Below are 17,573 nucleotides of genomic sequence, written 5' to 3' on the forward strand. Positions count from 1 at the left end.
GGCGCTGCGCTCAGGTCTGTGGCAGGAAGCCGTCGACCGAGAGGTAGCGCTCGCCGGTGTCGTAGTTGAAGCCGAGCACACGTGCATTCGCGGGCAGCTCGGGCAGCTTCTGCGCAATGGCCGCGAGCGTCGCGCCGCTGGAGATACCCACGAGCAGGCCTTCCTCGCGGGCGCAGCGGCGGGCGTATTCGCGTGCGGCCTCGGCCTCGACCTGGATGACGCCGTCCAGCAGCGCCGTGTCCAGCACCGCCGGGATGAAGCCCGCGCCGATGCCCTGGATGGGGTGCGGGCTGGGCTGGCCGCCGCTGATGACCGGTGAAGCGCTGGGTTCCACCGCGTAGACCTTGAGTTGGGGCCAGGCGGCCTTGAGCACCTGAGCGCAACCGGTGATGTGGCCGCCGGTGCCGACGCCGGTGATCAGCGCGTCCAGACCTTCAGGGAAGTCACGCAGGATTTCCTGAGCCGTTGCCTTGACGTGGATGGCCGGGTTGGCGGCGTTCTCGAACTGCTGCGGCATCCAGGAGCCGGGGTGCTGCTCTAGCAGCTCACGGGCGCGGGCGATGGCGCCCTTCATGCCCTTCTCGCGCGGCGTCAGGTCAAAGCTCGCGCCATAGGCCAGCATCAGGCGGCGGCGCTCGATGCTCATGCTGTCCGGCATGACGAGGATGAGCTTGTAGCCCTTCACCGCCGCCACCATCGCCAGGCCGACGCCGGTGTTGCCCGAGGTCGGCTCGATGATGGTGCCGCCGGGCTTGAGCAGGCCCTGCGCTTCGGCGTCCTCGATCATCGACAGCGCGATGCGGTCCTTGATGGAGCCGCCCGGGTTGCTGCGCTCGGACTTGACCCACACCTCGGCGCCGCTGAACAGGCGCTGCAGGCGGATGTGCGGCGTGTTGCCGATGGTGTCGAGGATGCTGGCGGCTTTCATCGAGGGCTCCGTTTCTGCGAATCGGAGCAGTGTGCCAGCTCACTTGGTGCGTGGCTTGGGCAGGCCTTCGTCGCCATGCTTTATGTGCCCGTCGCGCATCAGGCCAACGCTGAGCGCCACCGCGCGCGCGGCTCGCTTGACCTCTTCCTGCACGTCGGTGTCCTTGTCCAGAGCGTCATGGCTGGTTGCATAGGGCTCGTAGTAGCCGATGTAGCGGTCCAAGCGCGCGCCGAATCCGGCGTCGACCAGGCCCATCCAGTCCAGCCAGTCCGACAGCGCACGGCGCGTGCCGTCGATGCCGGCGACGTCGCCGTGCACGACGAGGCCGTAGATGCGACCAGCGAGGTGCTTGGGGTAGCCCCAGCCCTTGAGCTCCATCTCGCGCGCCAGTTCGGGCTTCTTGCCCTGGGTGGAGGTCGGGTCGGGGTTGCCGCCGTCGGCGCAAACGAGGCGGTCCATCATCAGTTTCAGCGGGCTGGTGGCCTGGTACCAGTGCACCGGCGTCAACAGCAGCACGCCGTGGGCGCGCACCCAATGCTCGTAGATCTCGGCCATCCAGTCATTGGTCTGCCCGGTGGCGTGGTTGGGGTAGCAGCTGCAGGGCCAGTGGCACAGTGGCATCGCGGTGGACACGCAGCCCTTGCAGGGGTGGATGTGGCGGTCGTAATCCGACGTCAACCGGCTCAGGTCCAGCACTTCCACGGCCATGCCTTCGGCCTCGCAGGCGGCGCGGGCGATCTGTGTCATGCGCCAGGTCTTGGACATCTCACCGGGGCAGCTGCCGTCGTTGCGCGGCGAGGCGTTGATGACGAGGACGCGCGATGATGAGCTGGCCCAGGCGTCCTGAGCCTCCTTCAGCCGCAGGTGCAGGTCCCGCCATTCGCGCGATAGGTCGTAGTCGGGATCGGCAAAGCCCGCACCGGCCTTGACGGTGATCGGGGCCTTGCGGCCTTCCTCGAAGGCCTCCCAGGCAATCTGCTCCAGCCGACCCAATGCGTCGCGCTCGGCGCCGTAGGCCGGGTCGACGAAGCGTTGCCGGAAGCGCTCGCCGAACTCCTGGCGGCCCATGATCTGCGCCTGGCCGGTTCTCACGGGTGAAGTCATGACGGAATCTCGGTAGTGGACGTGGCCTCAGGCAAACCACATGCCCGTGCCTGCGATACTCGCTCCCGTGAAGCAAGCCAGACCGCCGCTGGGGCAAGCATGGAAACATGGCCCTGGAGGAAGGTCCGGACTGCATAGAGCGGCGTAGCAGCTAACGGCTGCCCGGCGAAAGCCGAGGATCAGAGCAACAGAGACGAGTTCTGTTGGGACACCCCGATGGGTGGTCTATGAGGCGCCAGCGAAAGCTGGTGTGGGGTGGGGCGAAAGCCCCGCACCATGGCGCGAAAGCGCCAACCGAATACACCTCTGTCGGGCTCTGCCCGACAGAGGTGAAACGGGCAATCTCTACGCGCAGCAACACCAAGTAGGCCAGCGTCGATGCGGCTCGCAGAGCTGGCGGGTAGGTGGCACCGAGCCGGGCAGTGATGCTCGGCCCAGAGGAATGGCGGTCACGCCGTCCGAACCGCAAGGGGAGGGCGGTGCACAGAATCCGGCCTATCGGCTTGCTTCACTCTTTTCTTGCCTCTTTCTTTCGGCTGAACGGCCCCGGCTCGATAGACTGCCTTGCATGAATCCCGAAGCCAGCCGCCTCTGGCGTGCGCCTCGCTGGGCCCTGTCCGTGCTGTTGGCCTGTTTGGCCATGGTGGGCCCCTTCTCCATCGACACCTATCTGCCGGCCTTTGCCGGCATTGCCGCGGCGCTGGATGCGACCCCGGTGCAGATGCAGCAGACGCTGTCCGCCTATCTGCTGGGCTTCGCCTTCATGAACCTCTTCCACGGCGCGCTGTCGGACTGCTTCGGCCGCCGGCCGGTCGTGCTGATCGGCCTGGGCGTCTTCACGGCGGCCAGCATCGGCTGCGCGATGGCGGGCTCGATCGGCCAACTGGTGTTCTGGCGCACCGTGCAGGGCATGTCGGCCGGCGCCGGCATCGTCGTGTCGCGGGCCATCATCCGCGACATGTTCCCGCCGGCGGACGCCCAGCGCGTGATGTCGCAGGTGACGCTCTTTTTCGGTGTGGCACCGGCCATCGCCCCCATGGTGGGCGGCTTCCTGTTCGTGCACGCCGACTGGCACTCCATCTTCTGGTTCCTGACCGCCGTGGGCGCTGCCCTGCTGGTATCCAACTGGCGGCTGCTGCCCGAAACGCTGCACGCGAACCTGGTGCAGCCCTTCCACGTCGGCGCACTGATGCGCGAGTACTGGCGGCTGTGCAGCAGCCCGAAGTTCATGATGCTAGTGCTGGCCAGTGGCATCCCGTTCAACGGCATGTTTCTCTACGTGCTGGCCACACCGGTGTTCCTGGGTGAACATCTGCACTTCGCGCCGCAGCAGTTTTTCTGGTTCTTCCTGTGCTCCATCGGCGGCATCATGGCTGGCGCCGCGGTCAGCGGCCGGCTGGCGGGCAAGATGGGCCCGAAGCGCCAGATCATGCGGGGCTTTCGCATCATGGTGGCCGTGTCGATCACCAATGTGCTGCTCAACCTGTTCGCGCCGCTGAGCCCCTTCTGGGCCTTGCCCATGGTCGGCCTGTTCGCCTTCGGCTGGGCGCTGATGGTGCCCGTCGTCACGCTGCTGGTGCTGGACCAGGTGCCCGAGCGCCGCGGCATGGCTTCGTCGCTGCAGGCCTGCATCGGCTCGGCGGCCAATGGCCTGGTGGCTGGTGTGCTGGTGCCGCTGGTCATGCACTCGACCGTGGCTCTGGCCCTCACGTCGGCGGGGCTGATGATGGTCGGCCTGGTGGCCTGGTACGGCGTCAGGCGCTCCGTTGCGGCCTGATCGTGACTCAAGCCTGGCGGCCGCTTGCCGAAATCACCGACATGATGAAAAAGCGCTGGCTGATCACCGCGCTGCTGGCCGCCTGTGCGGCTGCGCAGGCAGAGGAACCCAAGGAACCCGTGGAGGTGCTGCGCCAGCGCCTGGCGGATCGCCTGTCCACCAAGCCCGAGGGCACGGCCACCGCCAAGCCGGCGGCCAAACCCGTCAAGCCGGGCAAGGCCGAGGCCGCCAAGCCGACGCATTGGGGCTACACCGGCGACATTGGCCCCGAGCGCTGGGCCGAGCTGGCGCCGGAGAACAAGCTGTGCGCCGTCGGCACGCGCCAGAGTCCCATCGACATCCGCGAGGGCATCGCCGTCGAGTTGGAGAAGATCAGCTTCGACTACCGCACCAGCAGCTTCTCGGTGCAGGACAACGGCCACACCATCCAGGTCAATGTCGGCGCCGGCAACGGCCTGACCGTCATGGGCCGGCGCTATGAACTCGTGCAGTTCCACTTCCACCGCCCCAGCGAAGAGCGCGTCAACGGCAAGCAATCCGACATGGTGGCCCACTTGGTACACAAGGATGCGCAAGGCAAGCTCGCCGTCGTCGCCGTACTGCTGGAGCGCGGGCCCGACAACAAGCCCCAGCCGGTGATCCAGACGGTCTGGGCCAACCTGCCGCTGGAAAAGGGCGAGGCCTTGCAAGCCCAGGTGCAGATCGACCTGAACCAGTTGCTGCCCGCCGAGCGCGGCTACTACACCTACATGGGTTCGCTGACGACGCCGCCCTGCAGCGAAGGCGTGCTGTGGATGGTGCTGCGCCAGCCCGTCACCATGACGGCCCAGCAGCTCGGCATCTTCGCCAAGCTCTACCCGATGAATGCGCGGCCGCTGCAGGCTGGCTCGGGGCGGCTCATCAAAGAATCCCAGTAACGGTCTTCGGGCCGAGCGCTGGGCCTGCCATGAGCCAGAGGCTCATGGCCTTCCGTAGGCACAAGCAGTCCGCAGGGACTGCTTGTGTCCGACTCCAGTTCACCGAGCCGGCCCGCTTGGGCGATGTGCTTGCGGCTCAATGCCGCAAGCATCGCCGTCCCCTCGGGGGACCGACCAGGTGCAGCCGCGTTCAGCGGGGTGCGGCTGGGCGAGGGGTCACACGTCTCACCCCAGACAGCCAGTCGTGCAGCGTCGCGAACAGCTGCTCGGCGACGACCGGCTTGGCAACGTGGTCGTCCATCCCGGCGTCCAGGCAGCGCTGGCGTTCGTCATCGAAGGCATTGGCAGTCATGGCCAGGATGGGCAGCTCGGCCCCCTGGGGCAGGCGACGGATGGCGCGCGTTGCGTCCAGGCCATCCATGATGGGCATCTGCACGTCCATCAGCACCAGCGCGTAGTCGCCGGCCTTGACCATGTCGACGGCCTGCTGTCCATCGGCGGCGACATCCACCGCCAGGCCGGCACTGCCGATGAGAGCGACGGCCACCTCCTGGTTGACGGGGTTGTCCTCGGCCAGCAGCAGACGGCGTGGCTGAGCTCGCGCCAGCTCGGCAAGCCGTTCGCGCGCTGAATGCGGCCGTGGGGCCGCTACCGGCGGCGCCGGCGCCTGGCTGCCGGCCTCGACGGGCAGGGTGAACCAGAACGTGCTGCCGCGGTTCAAGGTGCTGTCGACGCCGACATGGCCGCCCATCAAGTGGGCCAGGCGCCGGCAGATTGCCAGGCCCAGGCCGGTGCCGCCATAGCGCCGCGTCGTGGAACTGTCGGCCTGCTCGAAGTCGCGGAACAGCCGTGCCTGCGCATCGTTCGCAATGCCGATCCCGCTGTCCTGCACCTCGAAGCGCAGTGCCAGCGCCGGGCCGGGCTGGGTCTCGTCGAGCCGCGCGGCCAGGCGCACGAAACCGCTGTCGGTGAACTTGACCGCATTGCCGGCGAAGTTCAGCAGCACTTCGGAGATGCGCTGCGGGTCGCCGATCAGCACGCGGCCGCCCAGCTCCGGCGCAACGTCGGTCTCGACACGCAGCCGCTTGGCCGCGGCGGCCTGGGTCGTCATGTTGGCGATGTTGTCCAGCACCTCGCCGACCGTGAATTCGCGCTGCTCCAGCCTCACCTTGCCAGCCTCGATCTTGGAGAAATCCAGTACGTTGTTGATGACGCTGAGCAGGTGCTCGGCCGCATTGGCGACCTTCTGCAGACGCTGCTGCTGCTCGGGCTCGATGGTGTCGCTCTGGGCCAGATAGGTCAGGCCGATGATGGCATTCATCGGCGTGCGGATCTCGTGGCTCATGTTGGCCAGGAAGGCGCTCTTGGCCAGGCTCGCGGCCTGGGCGGCCTGAGTAGCCTCCGCCAGCTCGGCCGTGCGCGCCTCGACGAGTTCCTCGAGGTGATGGCGGTAGCGCTCCAGCTCCAGCGCGTCGCGGCGCTGGCGTGAGATGTCGGTCAGGAAGCCGTGCCACAGCACGCTGCCGTCGGCCTCGCGCTGGGCGATGGCGTTGCCGTAGATCCAGCGCTCGCTGCCGTCCGCCTGCGGCGTGCGGAACTCCTGCTGCCAGGGGCTGAGGTTGCGCGCTGAGGCCAGCAGGCTCTCGCGGACGGCGGCGCGGTCGTCGGGATGGATGCGCTCGAACCAGGGCGTGGCGCTGCGGCTCAGCTCGGCGCTGCCGAGCAGGAAGTATTCGCGCACCGCCTCGCTGACATAGGCGAACGAGAACTCGCCGTTGACGGCCAAGCGCAGCTGATAGACGACGCCGGGCACCGTCTCGGCCATGCCGCGCAGGCGTTCGATGAGATTGCGCTGGGCGTCGAACTGCTGCTGCAGTGCGTCGCGCATGTGCTCGAGGTGGCCGCCGAGCAGGCCGATCTCGTCCTGGCGGGTGTGCTCCAGCTTGGCATTGAAGCGGCCCTCGGCGAGGTCGTTGGCGAAGTCGCCCAGCTCGCGCAGCGGGCGGAACAGGCGCGAGTTCAACAGCCACAGCACCAGGGCCAGCGAGGCCAGCAGCTGGCCGCCCACGGTCGCGCCATAGAGCCAGCGCTGGCGCAGCACGGCCGTCGTGCTGAGGTGGTCGTCGATCTCGATCTGGATGTGGCCGATGCGCGTGGCGCCGCGCAGGATGTCGCGCTCGCCGGTCAGCGTCTGGCCCAGGCGGCGCTCGGGCAGGTGGTTCTCGATAAAGGGCAGGCCCTGGGACGCGTCGCTGACGCTGACGCGCACGACCTCGGGCGACTTGACGATGGCCGACACCACCTCCCGTGCGGCCACGGCGTCCAGGTTCCACAGCAGCTCGGGCAAGCTGCTGGCCAGCACGTCGAGCTTGGCGTCGAGGTCGCGCTGCAGCGCCTGCTCGGCGACCTTGGATTCGCGCAGGCCGATGAAGAGGCCGCCGACGATGAGGGCCGGCAGCAGCAAGCCGATGCTGGCGCCAAGAGCCAGGGCGGCAAAGAGCGATGACGAGGGCTTGCGGCTCAAGATGAACTCATTGGTGCACCCTTGGCGCGGTGCGCTGTCCCGCCAAGCGGGAGCTGAGCGCCTTCGGGCGGCCGGGCGGCGCTCATGCTGCCATGAGATTGGCGAGTCCAAAGCGAAACGCGCCACGACGCGTGGCGACGTGGCGCGTTTCGTGGTGCACGAGCGTCAGCCCTTGCCCAGCAGGGCGGGCTTGAGCGAAGAGTCGACGGGCTTGTCGCCCAGCCAGATCTTCAGGATGGCATTGTAGAAATTGACGTCCTTCATCGGTTCGCCGATGGGCTTGCCGTTCAGGGCCATGACGGTGCCGGTGTCCGGGATCCAGTCCACGGTGATGACGTCACCCTTCTTGCCCTGCGGGATGTTGACGAAGGCCTCGCCGAACTGGGCCAGCTGGTTGACGAACTTGGAGCGCTCGGCCTTGTCGGTGTTGGCCGTGATGCCAGCCATGAAGGCCTGGCCCAGGTCGTCACCGGTCACCTCGCGCAGCAGGCCGAGGCTGAAGCGGCGCGGGCCCTGGGTGTCCAGCACGCCGGCCGTCGTGTCCTTCTTCTCCGGCAGGTAAAGCACCAGGGCATAGACCTTGACCACGATGCGCACGCGCACCCCAGCGCCGTTGACCTTCAATTCCTTGCCGGCGACCTTGACGGTGTCGTCGAACTTGAGGCCGGCCACTTCGATGGCCTGCGCTGCGCCGCCCAGACCGAGGGCGAGGCCCAAGCCGGCAATCCATCGGCTGGCGTCGTTCGTCTTCATGCAGTCTCCTGATCTTTTGGGGATGGGGATGATCGCGCCTTCAGCGCGCCGCCTCGAGCTTGAAGAGGCTGACGACCTCCTCGAGGCCATGGGCCTGATCGCGCAGCGAGTCGGCTGCAGCGGCGGCTTCTTCCACCAGTGCGGCGTTCTGCTGCGTGCTCTTGTCCATGTCATGGATGGTATGCGTGACGCGCTCGATGCCGGAACTCTGCTCGGCGCTGGCATGGGTGATCTCGCCCATGATGTCGGTCATGCGTTGCACGCTCGCCACCACGCCCTGCATGGTGTTGCCCGCCTGGGCGACGAGCTGGCTGCCCTGGGCCACCTTCTCGACCGAATCGCTGATGAGGCGCTTGATCTCCTTGGCCGCGTCGGCACTGCGGCCGGCGAGAGACCGCACCTCGCCAGCCACGACGGCAAAACCGCGGCCCTGCTCGCCGGCCCGCGCGGCCTCCACGGCGGCGTTCAGGGCCAGGATGTTGGTCTGAAAGGCGATGCCGTCGATGACGCTGATGATGTCGACGATCTTCTTGCTTGATGCGTCGATGCTGCCCATGGTCGTCACGACCTTGGCCACCACGGCGCCGCCTTCGCCGGCGACCTGCGAGGCGGCCTTGGCCAACTGATTGGCCTGTTGGGCGTTCTGCGCGTTCTGCTGCACCGCGTCGGTCAGCGTCTTCATGGCCGACAGCGTCTGCTCCAGCGATGCGGCCTGAGCCTCGGTGCGCACCGAAAGGTCCATATTGCCGCTGGCGATCTCGCTGGACGCCGACGCGATGGACTCGGTGCCCTCGCGCACGCGGCCGACGATGCCCTTGAGGCTCTCGTTCATGTCATGCAGGGCCTGCAGCAGCTCGCCGGTCTCGTCGCGGCTGCGCACCTCGATCTCGCTGGTCAGGTTGCCCGACGCCACCTTGCGTGCCACAGCGACCGCGCCGCGCAGCGGGTTGACGATGCCACGCGTGATCAACACACCGGTCAGCACGCTGGCGGCGATGGCGGCCACGGCCAGGCCGAGCAGCAGCAGGGCTGTCTTGTTGGCCACGCGGTTGGACTTCTCGCCGGCCGCATCCATGCCGGCGTTGCGAGCCTCGACCAGCTTCTCCAGCGCGGTCATGTACTTGATCTGGGCCGCGCGCACCGAGAACTGGAACTTCAGCGGCGCCCCTTCGGTATCGCCGGAGGCCACCGTCTTCACGAACGACGCCTGAGCCGGCAGGAACTTGGCGCGGGCTTCCTTGACGGCCTTGAGTTGCTCCTGGCTGGCCTCGTCGGTCAGCAGCGGCTCCAGCTCGGCCATGGTCTTTTCATGCGCGGCCATCTGGGCGGCAACCGTGTCCAGCTCCTTCTTGATCTGTTCTTCGCCGCTCATGATGAGCGTCGTCATCATGCCGCGCACGGCGTCGCCCAGTTCGCCCTTGGCCTTGTTGGCCAGTGCCACGGCCTTGTAGTCGGTGCTCAGCAACTGGCTGATCTCGCCGTTGAGGGTCTGAATGCCGAAATAGCCCAGGCCGGCCATCGTCACCAGGCAGGCGATCACGACGGCAAAGCCCGCCGCGAGGCGCTGTCCGATGCGCATATGGGACAAGAAATTCATTGGGGGCTGCCTCGGTTTTGATATTTGGTAGGAGCCCCCGGTTTGAGTTCTTGGCTGAAGGGGCTGAAACAGCATGAAATTTCAGCAGAAATCACCCGGGGCGAGTGCATTCTGAGCGGCCAGCCGGCGAGGCTTGCCGTGATTTGTGCGGCAAAACCCTGTCAGACATGGCTTGCGACGGTGGCCCTGGGGCGGGCGATTCAACCTTGGGGCAAACGCCACATCGCAAACGCCCATCACTTCAAGCAGCACTTCTCAATATCCAGGCAAGTCCTTATTTATTAACAAGATTTTTTACTGGCGCTGTATAAATTAACAGCGCTTGCTAAGTGCTTGATTTCATTGAAAAAACTTGTGCCGAACCTTGACCGGGTGAGGTCTGGCCCTTAAAGTGGGAGGAAGTGTCGTTTCGTGGTGAAAAGTGTCGGAAATCGTCTTTCAGGGTGCCTCCAACTTGGCCTTAGATGCCAAGGGCCGCCTGAGTGTGCCCAGCCGACACCGGGAGGTGCTGCAGCTGATCTGCCAGGGGCGCCTGACCGTCACCAAGCACCCCGATGGCTGCCTGATGCTGTTTCCGCGCCCGACCTGGGAGCTGTTCCGCGACAAGGTCGCCGCCCTGCCGATGTCGGCTTCGGGCTGGAAGCGTGTTTTCCTCGGTAACGCGATGGACGTCGACATCGATTCGGCGTCGCGCGTGCTGGTCTCGCCCGAGCTGCGCAAGAGCGCCGGGCTGAAGAACGACGTGATGCTGCTGGGCATGGGCAGCCACTTCGAGCTCTGGGATGCCGAAGCCCATGCCGCCCACGAGGCCGAGGTGATGGCCGGCCCGCTGCCCGACGCGCTCAAGGACTTCAGCTTCTGATGGGCGCCGAGATGAACGAGAGCGCCCAGTTCAGCCACACCACCGTGCTGCTGAATGAGGCGGTCGACGGCGTGCTCGCGCGGCCCGACGGCGTCTACGTGGACGGCACCTTTGGCCGCGGCGGCCATTCGCGCGCGCTGCTGGCCCGGCTGGCGCCCGAAGGTCGCCTCATCGCCATCGACCGCGACCCCGAGGCGATTGCCGCCGCGGCGGCCATCACCGACCCGCGCTTCTCCATCGTCCACAGCGCCTTTGCCGACATGGCCGAGCAACTGGCAGCGCTGGGTGTTCATCAGGTGGATGGTGTGCTGCTGGACCTGGGTGTGTCCAGCCCTCAGATCGACAACCCGGAGCGCGGCTTCAGCTTTCGCTTCAACGGCCCGCTGGACATGCGCATGGACACGACGCGCGGCCAGAGCGCGGCGGACTTCCTGGCCCGTGGCGACGAGCGCGACATTGCACGAGTGATTCGAGACTATGGCGAAGAACGGTTTGCTTCACAGATTGCAAAGGCGGTTGTTGCTTGCCGGGAAGCCGGCACGCCGCTCACGCGCACCGACGAGCTGCGCGAACTCGTGGCTCGCACGGTCAAGACCCGCGAGCCCGGCCAAGACCCGGCGACCCGCACCTTTCAAGCCCTTCGGATTCATGTCAATGGCGAGCTTGAGGAGCTTGAGCAGGGCCTGAACGCCGCTTTGCGCCTGCTTCGCGCCGGCGGCCGGCTCTCCGTCATCAGTTTCCATTCGCTGGAAGACCGGCGCGTCAAGACCTTCATCGCCGAGCGCAGCAAGGCCGTGTTCGACCGCCGCGCGCCGTTCGCCGAAGCCGCGCCGCTGATCCTGAATGCGCTGGGCCGCGTCAAACCGAGTGACGCCGAGGTGGCTGCCAACCCGCGCTCGCGCTCCGCCGTGCTGCGGGTGGCGGAGCGCACCGATGCGCCGCTGCCGCCCGTCACCTCCAGGCGCTGATATGAAGCCCCCACGCTCTCTTCGTTCACTGCCCCCCGAGGGGGTGCGTCCGCGCCTTCGGGCTGCCGGGCGGCGCTGACGTGGCCAAGCTCAACTTCATCCTCATCCTGGCCGTGCTGGCCAGCGGCGTTGTGCTGGTGCACAGCGCCTACGAGTCGCGCCGCCTGTTCGCCGAGCGCGACAAGGCCAAGGCCGAAGGCCAGCGCCTGGCTGCCGACGCCGAACGCCTGGCCGCCGAGCGCCATGCGCAGGCGACCAACTTGCGCGTCGAACAGGTTGCGCGTGAGCGCCTGGGCATGCGCGTGATCTCGCCGGCCTTGGTTGCCTCGGGAGTCGGCCAATGAGCAAAGCGCCCAAGTCCGGCGCACGCGCCCTCGGCTCGGGTCGTGGCGTCAGCTATTCCACCAGTCCGCTGCTGGCGTCCAAGACGCCGCCCTGGCGCTCGCGCTTCCTGGTCGCCCTCGTCGGCCTGGCCTTCCTGGGCCTGCTCACGCGAGCCGTCTGGGTGCAGGTGCTGAACACTGACTTCTTCCAGAAGCAGGGCGAGGCCCGCTACGCCCACACGTTGGAGCTGCCCGCCAGCCGCGGCCGCATCAACGACCGAACCGGCCAGGTGCTGGCCGCGAGCGTGGCCGTGCCGTCGATCTGGGCCATCCCCAAGGAAGTCGATGCCGACGCCGACAAGCGCCGCGCGCTGGCCAAGGCCCTGGGCGTGTCGAACAAGGAGCTGGAGGCCAAGCTCAACCCCGAGACCCGCTTCGTCTGGCTCAAGCGCCTGGCCGACGACGAGACCGCCGCACGCGTGAAGGCCATCGGTCTGAAGGGTGTGTTCCAGGACCGCGAATACCGCCGCAAATACCCCGAGGGCGAGGCCGCGGCGCACGTCGTCGGCTTCACCGGCGCCGAGGACCGCGGCCAGGAAGGCATCGAGCTGGCCTTCCAGAAGGAGCTGCAGGGTCGCGACGGCTCGCGCTCGGTCGTGCGCGACCGCCTGGGCCGTGTCGTCGAGGACATCGGCGACGTCGTGCCCGCCGCCAACGGCCACGACATCGACCTGTCTGTCGACTCCAAGGTGCAGTTCTTCGCCTACCAGCGCATCCGCGACGCGGTGGCGGAGAACAAGGCCAAGGCCGGCTCCGTCGTCGTGCTGGATGCGCAGACCGGCGAGGTGCTGGCCCTGGCCAACTTCCCGAGCTATGACCCGGGCAACCGCCAGAACCTGTCCGGCGAGCAGCTGCGCAACCGCGCACTGACCGACGTCTTCGAGCCCGGCTCGACGATGAAGCCTTTCATCGCCGGCCTGTCGATGGAGACCGGCCGCACGACGCCCGACAGTCTCGTCGACACCGGCAACGGCAAATACGCCTTCCAGGGCGCCGTCATCAGCGACACCAAGCCGCATGGCGTGATCCCGGTGCGCGAGGTCATCAAGTTCTCCAGCAACATCGGCGCCACCAAGCTCGCGATGCAGATGCAGCCGCGGGAGATGCACGAGATGTTCACGGCCATCGGCCTGGGCCAGCGGCCGCAGATCAGCTTCCCCGGCGCGGTGACCGGCAAGCTGCGTCCCTACAAGACCTGGCGGCCCATCGAGCAGGCGACGATGAGCTATGGCTACGGCCTGTCGGCGTCGCTGTTCCAGCTGGCCCGAGCCTACACGGTGTTCGCGCGCGACGGCGAGATCGTCCCGGTCAGCATGCTGCGCCAGCCGCACGACCATCCGATCGCCGGCATCCGCGTGTTCTCACCCAAGGTCACGCAGGACCTGCGCCTGATGCTGCAGGCCGCCGCTGGCCCGGGCGGCACGGCGCCCGAGGCGCAGGTGCCGGGCTACAGCATCGGTGGCAAGAGCGGCACGGCGCACAAGCAGGAAGGCCGCGGCTACGCCAGCCACAAATACCGCTCCTGGTTCGTTGGCATCGCCCCCATCAGCAAGCCGCGCATCGTCGTCGCCGTCATGGTCGACGAGCCGACCGCGGGCGTTTACTACGGCGGCAAGGTCGCCGGCCCGGTGTTCAGCCAGGTCACCGCGCAGACGTTGCGCCTGCTCGGCGTACCGCCCGACCTGGACGTGAAGAGCCAGATCGTGGCCAACCAGAAGGCCGTCGCGGTCGAAGAGAGCTTTTGATGCTGACACGCCTCAAGTCCCCCGATGCCGCCGCTCGCTGGCTGTCCGAATGGTGCACCGGCACACTGCGCACCGACAGCCGCCAGGTCCGCCCCGGCGATGCCTTCATCGCCTGGCCCGGCTATGCACGCGACGGGCGCGAGTTTGTCGCGGCGGCGCTGGAAGCCGGCGCCTCCACCTGCCTGGTTGAAGAGGCCGATGTCGAGCGCTTCGGCTTTGTCGATGCGCGTGTGGCCTCGCTGCCTGGACTGAAGGCCCGCACCGGCGAGATCGCCGCGACCTTTTTCGGCAAGCCCACCGACACGCTGGACGTCATCGCCGTCACCGGCACCAATGGCAAGACCTCGTCGGCCTGGTGGATCGCCCAGGCCTCGGCGCAGTTGGGCAAGCGCTGCGGGGTCGTCGGCACGCTGGGCATCGGCGAGCCGCCCAAGCTGGACTACAACGGCCTGACCACGCCAGACCCCGTGCTGCTGCAGGCGGCCTTCGCCCGTATGCGCGACGAGGCCTTCTCGGCCTGCGCCATCGAGGCCAGCAGCATCGGGCTCAATGAAGGACGCCTGGCCGGCAGCGCCGTGCGCGTGGCGGTGTTCACCAACTTCACACAGGACCACCTCGATTACCACCGCACGATGGATGCCTACTGGGCGGCCAAGCGTGCGTTGTTTGCCTTCCCCGGCCTGCGCGCCGCGGTCGTCAATCTTGACGATCCGCAAGGCGAGGCCCTCGCCGCCGAGTTGGTCGCCCTCGATGTCTGGACCACCGGCGTCGCACGCAGCGACGCGCGCCTGTCGGCCCGTGGCCTGCACTACACCGGCGAGGGCCTGGCCTTCACGCTGCATGAGGGCGAGGAAGCCCTGCCGGTGCAGACCAGTCTGATCGGCGACTACAACGCGGCCAACCTGCTCGGCGTGGCCGGCGCTCTGCGCGCCCAGGGCTCTGCCCTGGCCGACGTGGCGCGCGTGCTGGGCCGCGTGACGCCGGTGCCGGGCCGCATGCAACGTGTCGGCAATGGCCGGGAGCTGCCCCAGGTGGTTGTCGACTACGCGCACACACCGGATGCCCTGGACAAGGCGCTGTCCGCCCTGCAGGGCCTGGCCCAGGCGCGTGGCGGCGAGCTGGTCTGCGTGTTTGGCTGCGGTGGTGACCGCGACCGCGGCAAGCGGCCGCAGATGGGTGCCATCGCCGCCCGGTTGTCGGGTCGCGTCGTCATCACCACCGACAACCCACGCACCGAAGCGCCGGCACAGATCATGGCCGACGTCGCGGTCGCCGCGCCCGAAGCCATCGTCGTCGAGGCCCGTGAGGAAGCGATCCGGGCCGCGGTGATGAATGCCGGCTCGCGCGACATCGTGCTCATTGCAGGCAAGGGCCACGAGGACTATCAGGAAGTGAACGGCGTGCGCCGGCCCTTCTCGGATGTTGGCGAAGCGCGCGCGGCGCTGCTGGAAAGGGCGGGTCTGTGAACCTGTTTTTGACGCTGGCTGAAGCGCAGGCGCTGCTGCCGGGATCGACGCTGGTCGGCGACGGCGCGACGGGCCTCGCCCGCGTGCACAGCGACACGCGCACGCTGCGGGCGGGCGACCTCTTCGTCGCGTTGCGCGGCGAACGCTTCGATGCCAACGACTTCCTTGGCGAAGCCAAGGCTTCGGGCGCCGTTGCCGCGCTGGCTGAACGCGGTCTGGCCGAAGCGGGCCTGCCGGGCCTGCTTGTCGCCGATGCGAAAGCGGCCCTCGGCCAACTCGCCGCCGCCTGGCGCCGCCAGCAGCAACTGCCCGTCATTGCCGTCACGGGCAGCAACGGCAAGACGACGACGACGCAGATGATCGCCAGCATCCTGCGCGCCTGGGTCGGCGATGCAGCCCTGGCTACCGAAGGCAACTACAACAACGACATCGGCGTGCCGCTGACGCTTTTGCGCCTGCGCCACGACGACGAGACCAGCCACCGCGCCGCCGTCATCGAGCTGGGCATGAACCACCCTGGCGAGATCGCACCGCTGGCCGCGATGACGCAGCCGACGGTGGCCCTGGTCAACAACGCGCAGCGCGAGCACCAGGAATTCATGGCCACGGTCGAGGCCGTGGCGCGCGAGAACGGCGCGGTCATCGGGGCGCTGGCCGCCAGCGGTTGCGCCGTCTTCCCGGCCGAGGACGCCTGCGCGCCGATCTGGCTGGAGCTGGCCGGTTCGCGCCCGCACCTGAGTTTTGCGCTGCGTGGCGAGGCCGACGTGACGGGCGACGCAGCCTGGATCGGTACGCACTGGGCGCTGGAGCTGCACACGCCCGCAGGCACCGCGCCGGTCGCGCTGTACATGGCCGGCGAGCACAACGTGCGCAACGCGCTGGCGGCGGCCGCCTGCGCGCTGGCCGCAGGCGCCCCGCTGGCCTCGATTGCCCAAGGCCTCGAAGCCTTCCGCGCCGTCAAGGGCCGCTCGGAACTGAAGACCGATGCGCGCGGCCGTACGCTGATCGACGACAGCTACAACGCCAATCCCGACAGCGTGCGCGCCGCCATCGACGTGCTGGCCGGCATGCCGGGCGAGGGCTGGCTGATCCTCGGCGACATGGGCGAGGTGGGCAATGACGGTCCGGCCTTCCACCGCGAGGTGGGCGCCTATGCGGCCGAGCGCGGCATCGCCCATTTCTGGACGGCCGGCGGCGCCGCCCGTGACGCCGCAGCGGCTTATGGCCCGGGCGCCCGCGCCTTCGACAACACGGCCGCGCTCATTGCAGCCCTCACAGAACAACCCAGCGTGGCCCAGACCCTGGTCAAGGGCTCGCGCTTCATGAAGATGGAACAAGTGGTCGCTGCCCTTCAAGCTGGAGATTCGCATGCTGCTTAGCCTCGCCCAGTGGCTGCAGGGTCTCTACCCCGACCTCGGCTTCCTGCGCCTGTTCCAGTACATCACCTTCCGCGCCGTGATGGCCGCGATGACGGCGCTGCTGATCGGCCTGGCCTTCGGGCCCTGGGTCATCCGCCGCCTGACCGAGATGAAGATCGGCCAGCCCGTTCGCGCCTATGGCGTGCAGACGCACCTGGCCAAGACCGGCACGCCGACCATGGGCGGCGTGCTGGTCCTCATCGGCATCGGCGTGTCGACGCTGCTGTGGTTCGACTGGAGCAATCGTTTCGTCTGGGTCGTCATGCTGGTCACCATGGGTTTCGGCGCCGTGGGCTGGGTGGACGACTGGCGCAAGGTCGTCGACAAGAATCCGGAAGGGATGCGCAGCCGCGAGAAGTTCTTTTGGCAGTCGCTGATTGGCTTGTTCGCGGCCCTCTATCTCGCGTTCAGCGTGTCGGAGACGTCATTCCTCGGCGTCGTGCAGCTGTTCTTTCGCTGGGTGTCCAGCGGCTTCTCTACCGAGCTGCCGCCCAAGGCCGACCTGCTGATCCCCTTCTTCAAGACCATCAGCATGCCGCTGGGCGTCTGGGGCTTCGTGGCGCTGGCCTATTTCGTCATCGTCGGCACCAGCAACGCGGTCAACTTCACCGACGGCCTGGACGGCCTGGCCATCATGCCGGTCGTCATGGTCGGTTCCGCCCTGGGCCTGTTCGCCTATCTGACCGGCTCGTCGGTGTTCTCCAAATACCTGCTGCTGCCCTACATCCCGGGCGCCGGCGAGTTGCTGATCTTCTGCGCCGCGATGGCTGGCGCGGGCCTGGCCTTCCTGTGGTTCAACGCCCACCCGGCCCAGGTCTTCATGGGTGACGTCGGCGCGCTGGCGCTGGGTGGTGGCCTGGGGACGCTGGCCGTCATCACGCGCCAGGAAATCCTGCTCGGCATCATGGGCGGCATCTTCGTGGCCGAAGTGCTGAGCGTGATGCTGCAGGTCAGCTGGTTCAAGTTCACGAAGAAGAAATTTGGCGAGGGCCGGCGCATCTTCAAGATGGCGCCGCTGCACCACCACTTCGAGAAGAGCGGCTGGAACGAGACCCAGGTCGTCATCCGCTTCTGGATCATCACGATGCTGCTGTGCCTCGTCGGCCTGGCCAGCCTCAAGCTGCGGTGACC

The 17,573-nt window shown here is 67.6% G+C and carries 15 protein-coding genes and 1 other RNA gene; 11 read left to right on the plus strand and 5 right to left on the minus strand.

Annotation, left to right across the window (positions count from 1 at the left end; all coding sequences use genetic code 11):
- Positions 1–10: 10 nt before the first annotated feature.
- Positions 11–928 (minus strand): cysteine synthase A, encoded by a 918-nt coding sequence (gene cysK, locus ACXJLH_RS05765; RefSeq protein ID WP_457350240.1) that lies wholly within the window; start codon positions 926–928, stop codon positions 11–13.
- Positions 929–967: 39 nt separating this feature from the next.
- Complete coding sequence (locus tag ACXJLH_RS05770) at positions 968–2,032, minus strand: flavodoxin family protein (RefSeq protein ID WP_457442878.1); 1,065 nt, start codon at positions 2,030–2,032, stop codon at positions 968–970.
- A gap of 69 nt (positions 2,033–2,101) precedes the next feature.
- Between ACXJLH_RS05770 and rnpB the strand changes: the two genes are divergently transcribed.
- The 3 genes from rnpB (at position 2,102) to ACXJLH_RS05785 (ending at position 4,726) form a co-directional block, all read left to right on the plus strand.
- Positions 2,102–2,546: RNase P RNA component class A (gene rnpB, locus ACXJLH_RS05775), an RNA gene on the plus strand.
- Positions 2,547–2,600: 54 nt separating this feature from the next.
- On the plus strand, positions 2,601–3,809 hold the full coding sequence (locus ACXJLH_RS05780) for a multidrug effflux MFS transporter (protein ID WP_457442880.1): 1,209 nt from the start codon (positions 2,601–2,603) through the stop codon (positions 3,807–3,809).
- 2 nt (positions 3,810–3,811) lie between these two features.
- On the plus strand, positions 3,812–4,726 hold the full coding sequence (locus ACXJLH_RS05785) for a carbonic anhydrase (protein ID WP_235532075.1): 915 nt from the start codon (positions 3,812–3,814) through the stop codon (positions 4,724–4,726).
- A 190-nt stretch (positions 4,727–4,916) separates the two neighbouring features.
- Here the strand turns inward: ACXJLH_RS05785 and ACXJLH_RS05790 are convergent, their stop codons facing one another.
- From ACXJLH_RS05790 to ACXJLH_RS05800, 3 genes are all read right to left on the minus strand, one after another.
- Complete coding sequence (locus tag ACXJLH_RS05790) at positions 4,917–7,250, minus strand: ATP-binding protein (RefSeq protein ID WP_457442882.1); 2,334 nt, start codon at positions 7,248–7,250, stop codon at positions 4,917–4,919.
- A gap of 165 nt (positions 7,251–7,415) precedes the next feature.
- A complete protein-coding gene (locus ACXJLH_RS05795; RefSeq protein ID WP_457442884.1) occupies positions 7,416–8,003 on the minus strand; it encodes a chalcone isomerase family protein in 588 nt (195 codons plus the stop codon).
- A 40-nt stretch (positions 8,004–8,043) separates the two neighbouring features.
- On the minus strand, positions 8,044–9,600 hold the full coding sequence (locus ACXJLH_RS05800; RefSeq protein ID WP_457442886.1) for a methyl-accepting chemotaxis protein: 1,557 nt from the start codon (positions 9,598–9,600) through the stop codon (positions 8,044–8,046).
- 42 nt (positions 9,601–9,642) lie between these two features.
- On the opposite strand from ACXJLH_RS05800, the gene ACXJLH_RS05805 reads away from it, so the two are divergent.
- From ACXJLH_RS05805 to mraY, 8 genes are all read left to right on the plus strand, one after another.
- Entirely contained in the window at positions 9,643–9,885 is a 243-nt protein-coding gene (locus ACXJLH_RS05805) for a hypothetical protein (RefSeq protein WP_157282013.1), read from the plus strand.
- A gap of 145 nt (positions 9,886–10,030) precedes the next feature.
- Positions 10,031–10,462, plus strand: coding sequence for a division/cell wall cluster transcriptional repressor MraZ (locus tag ACXJLH_RS05810; RefSeq protein WP_056203596.1), 432 nt, complete (start codon positions 10,031–10,033; stop codon positions 10,460–10,462).
- An 11-nt stretch (positions 10,463–10,473) separates the two neighbouring features.
- Entirely contained in the window at positions 10,474–11,430 is a 957-nt protein-coding gene (gene rsmH / locus ACXJLH_RS05815; protein WP_457389192.1) for a 16S rRNA (cytosine(1402)-N(4))-methyltransferase RsmH, read from the plus strand.
- Positions 11,431–11,510: 80 nt separating this feature from the next.
- On the plus strand, positions 11,511–11,774 hold the full coding sequence (gene ftsL / locus ACXJLH_RS05820; RefSeq protein ID WP_457442887.1) for a cell division protein FtsL: 264 nt from the start codon (positions 11,511–11,513) through the stop codon (positions 11,772–11,774).
- Positions 11,771–13,558: a peptidoglycan D,D-transpeptidase FtsI family protein gene (locus tag ACXJLH_RS05825; protein ID WP_457442889.1), complete on the plus strand. Its 1,788-nt coding sequence runs from the start codon at positions 11,771–11,773 to the stop codon at positions 13,556–13,558. The genes ftsL and ACXJLH_RS05825 overlap by 4 nt, the downstream gene beginning before the upstream one ends.
- Positions 13,558–15,024: a UDP-N-acetylmuramoyl-L-alanyl-D-glutamate--2,6-diaminopimelate ligase gene (locus ACXJLH_RS05830; protein WP_457442891.1), complete on the plus strand. Its 1,467-nt coding sequence runs from the start codon at positions 13,558–13,560 to the stop codon at positions 15,022–15,024. Before ACXJLH_RS05825 ends, ACXJLH_RS05830 begins: the two co-directional genes overlap by 1 nt.
- Positions 15,021–16,403: a UDP-N-acetylmuramoyl-tripeptide--D-alanyl-D-alanine ligase gene (locus tag ACXJLH_RS05835; RefSeq protein ID WP_457442893.1), complete on the plus strand. Its 1,383-nt coding sequence runs from the start codon at positions 15,021–15,023 to the stop codon at positions 16,401–16,403. Before ACXJLH_RS05830 ends, ACXJLH_RS05835 begins: the two co-directional genes overlap by 4 nt.
- A complete protein-coding gene (gene mraY, locus ACXJLH_RS05840) occupies positions 16,393–17,571 on the plus strand; it encodes a phospho-N-acetylmuramoyl-pentapeptide-transferase (RefSeq protein ID WP_056202895.1) in 1,179 nt (392 codons plus the stop codon). The genes ACXJLH_RS05835 and mraY overlap by 11 nt, the downstream gene beginning before the upstream one ends.
- Positions 17,572–17,573 lie beyond the last annotated feature (2 nt).

The sequence above is a fragment of the Roseateles sp. P5_E4 genome (genome assembly GCF_054049255.1).

What these genes read in the sequence shown, in the direction of transcription:
- cysK (WP_457350240.1), bottom strand. Translation starts at nt 928, where the DNA reads ATGAAAGCCGCCAGCATCCTCGACACCATCGGCAACACGCCGCACATC.
- ACXJLH_RS05770 (WP_457442878.1), bottom strand. Translation starts at nt 2,032, where the DNA reads ATGACTTCACCCGTGAGAACCGGCCAGGCGCAGATCATGGGCCGCCAG.
- ACXJLH_RS05780 (WP_457442880.1), top strand. Translation starts at nt 2,601, where the DNA reads ATGAATCCCGAAGCCAGCCGCCTCTGGCGTGCGCCTCGCTGGGCCCTG.
- ACXJLH_RS05795 (WP_457442884.1), bottom strand. Translation starts at nt 8,003, where the DNA reads ATGAAGACGAACGACGCCAGCCGATGGATTGCCGGCTTGGGCCTCGCC.
- ACXJLH_RS05800 (WP_457442886.1), bottom strand. Translation starts at nt 9,600, where the DNA reads ATGAATTTCTTGTCCCATATGCGCATCGGACAGCGCCTCGCGGCGGGC.
- rsmH (WP_457389192.1), top strand. Translation starts at nt 10,474, where the DNA reads ATGAACGAGAGCGCCCAGTTCAGCCACACCACCGTGCTGCTGAATGAG.
- ACXJLH_RS05825 (WP_457442889.1), top strand. Translation starts at nt 11,771, where the DNA reads ATGAGCAAAGCGCCCAAGTCCGGCGCACGCGCCCTCGGCTCGGGTCGT.
- ACXJLH_RS05830 (WP_457442891.1), top strand. Translation starts at nt 13,558, where the DNA reads ATGCTGACACGCCTCAAGTCCCCCGATGCCGCCGCTCGCTGGCTGTCC.
- mraY (WP_056202895.1), top strand. Translation starts at nt 16,393, where the DNA reads ATGCTGCTTAGCCTCGCCCAGTGGCTGCAGGGTCTCTACCCCGACCTC.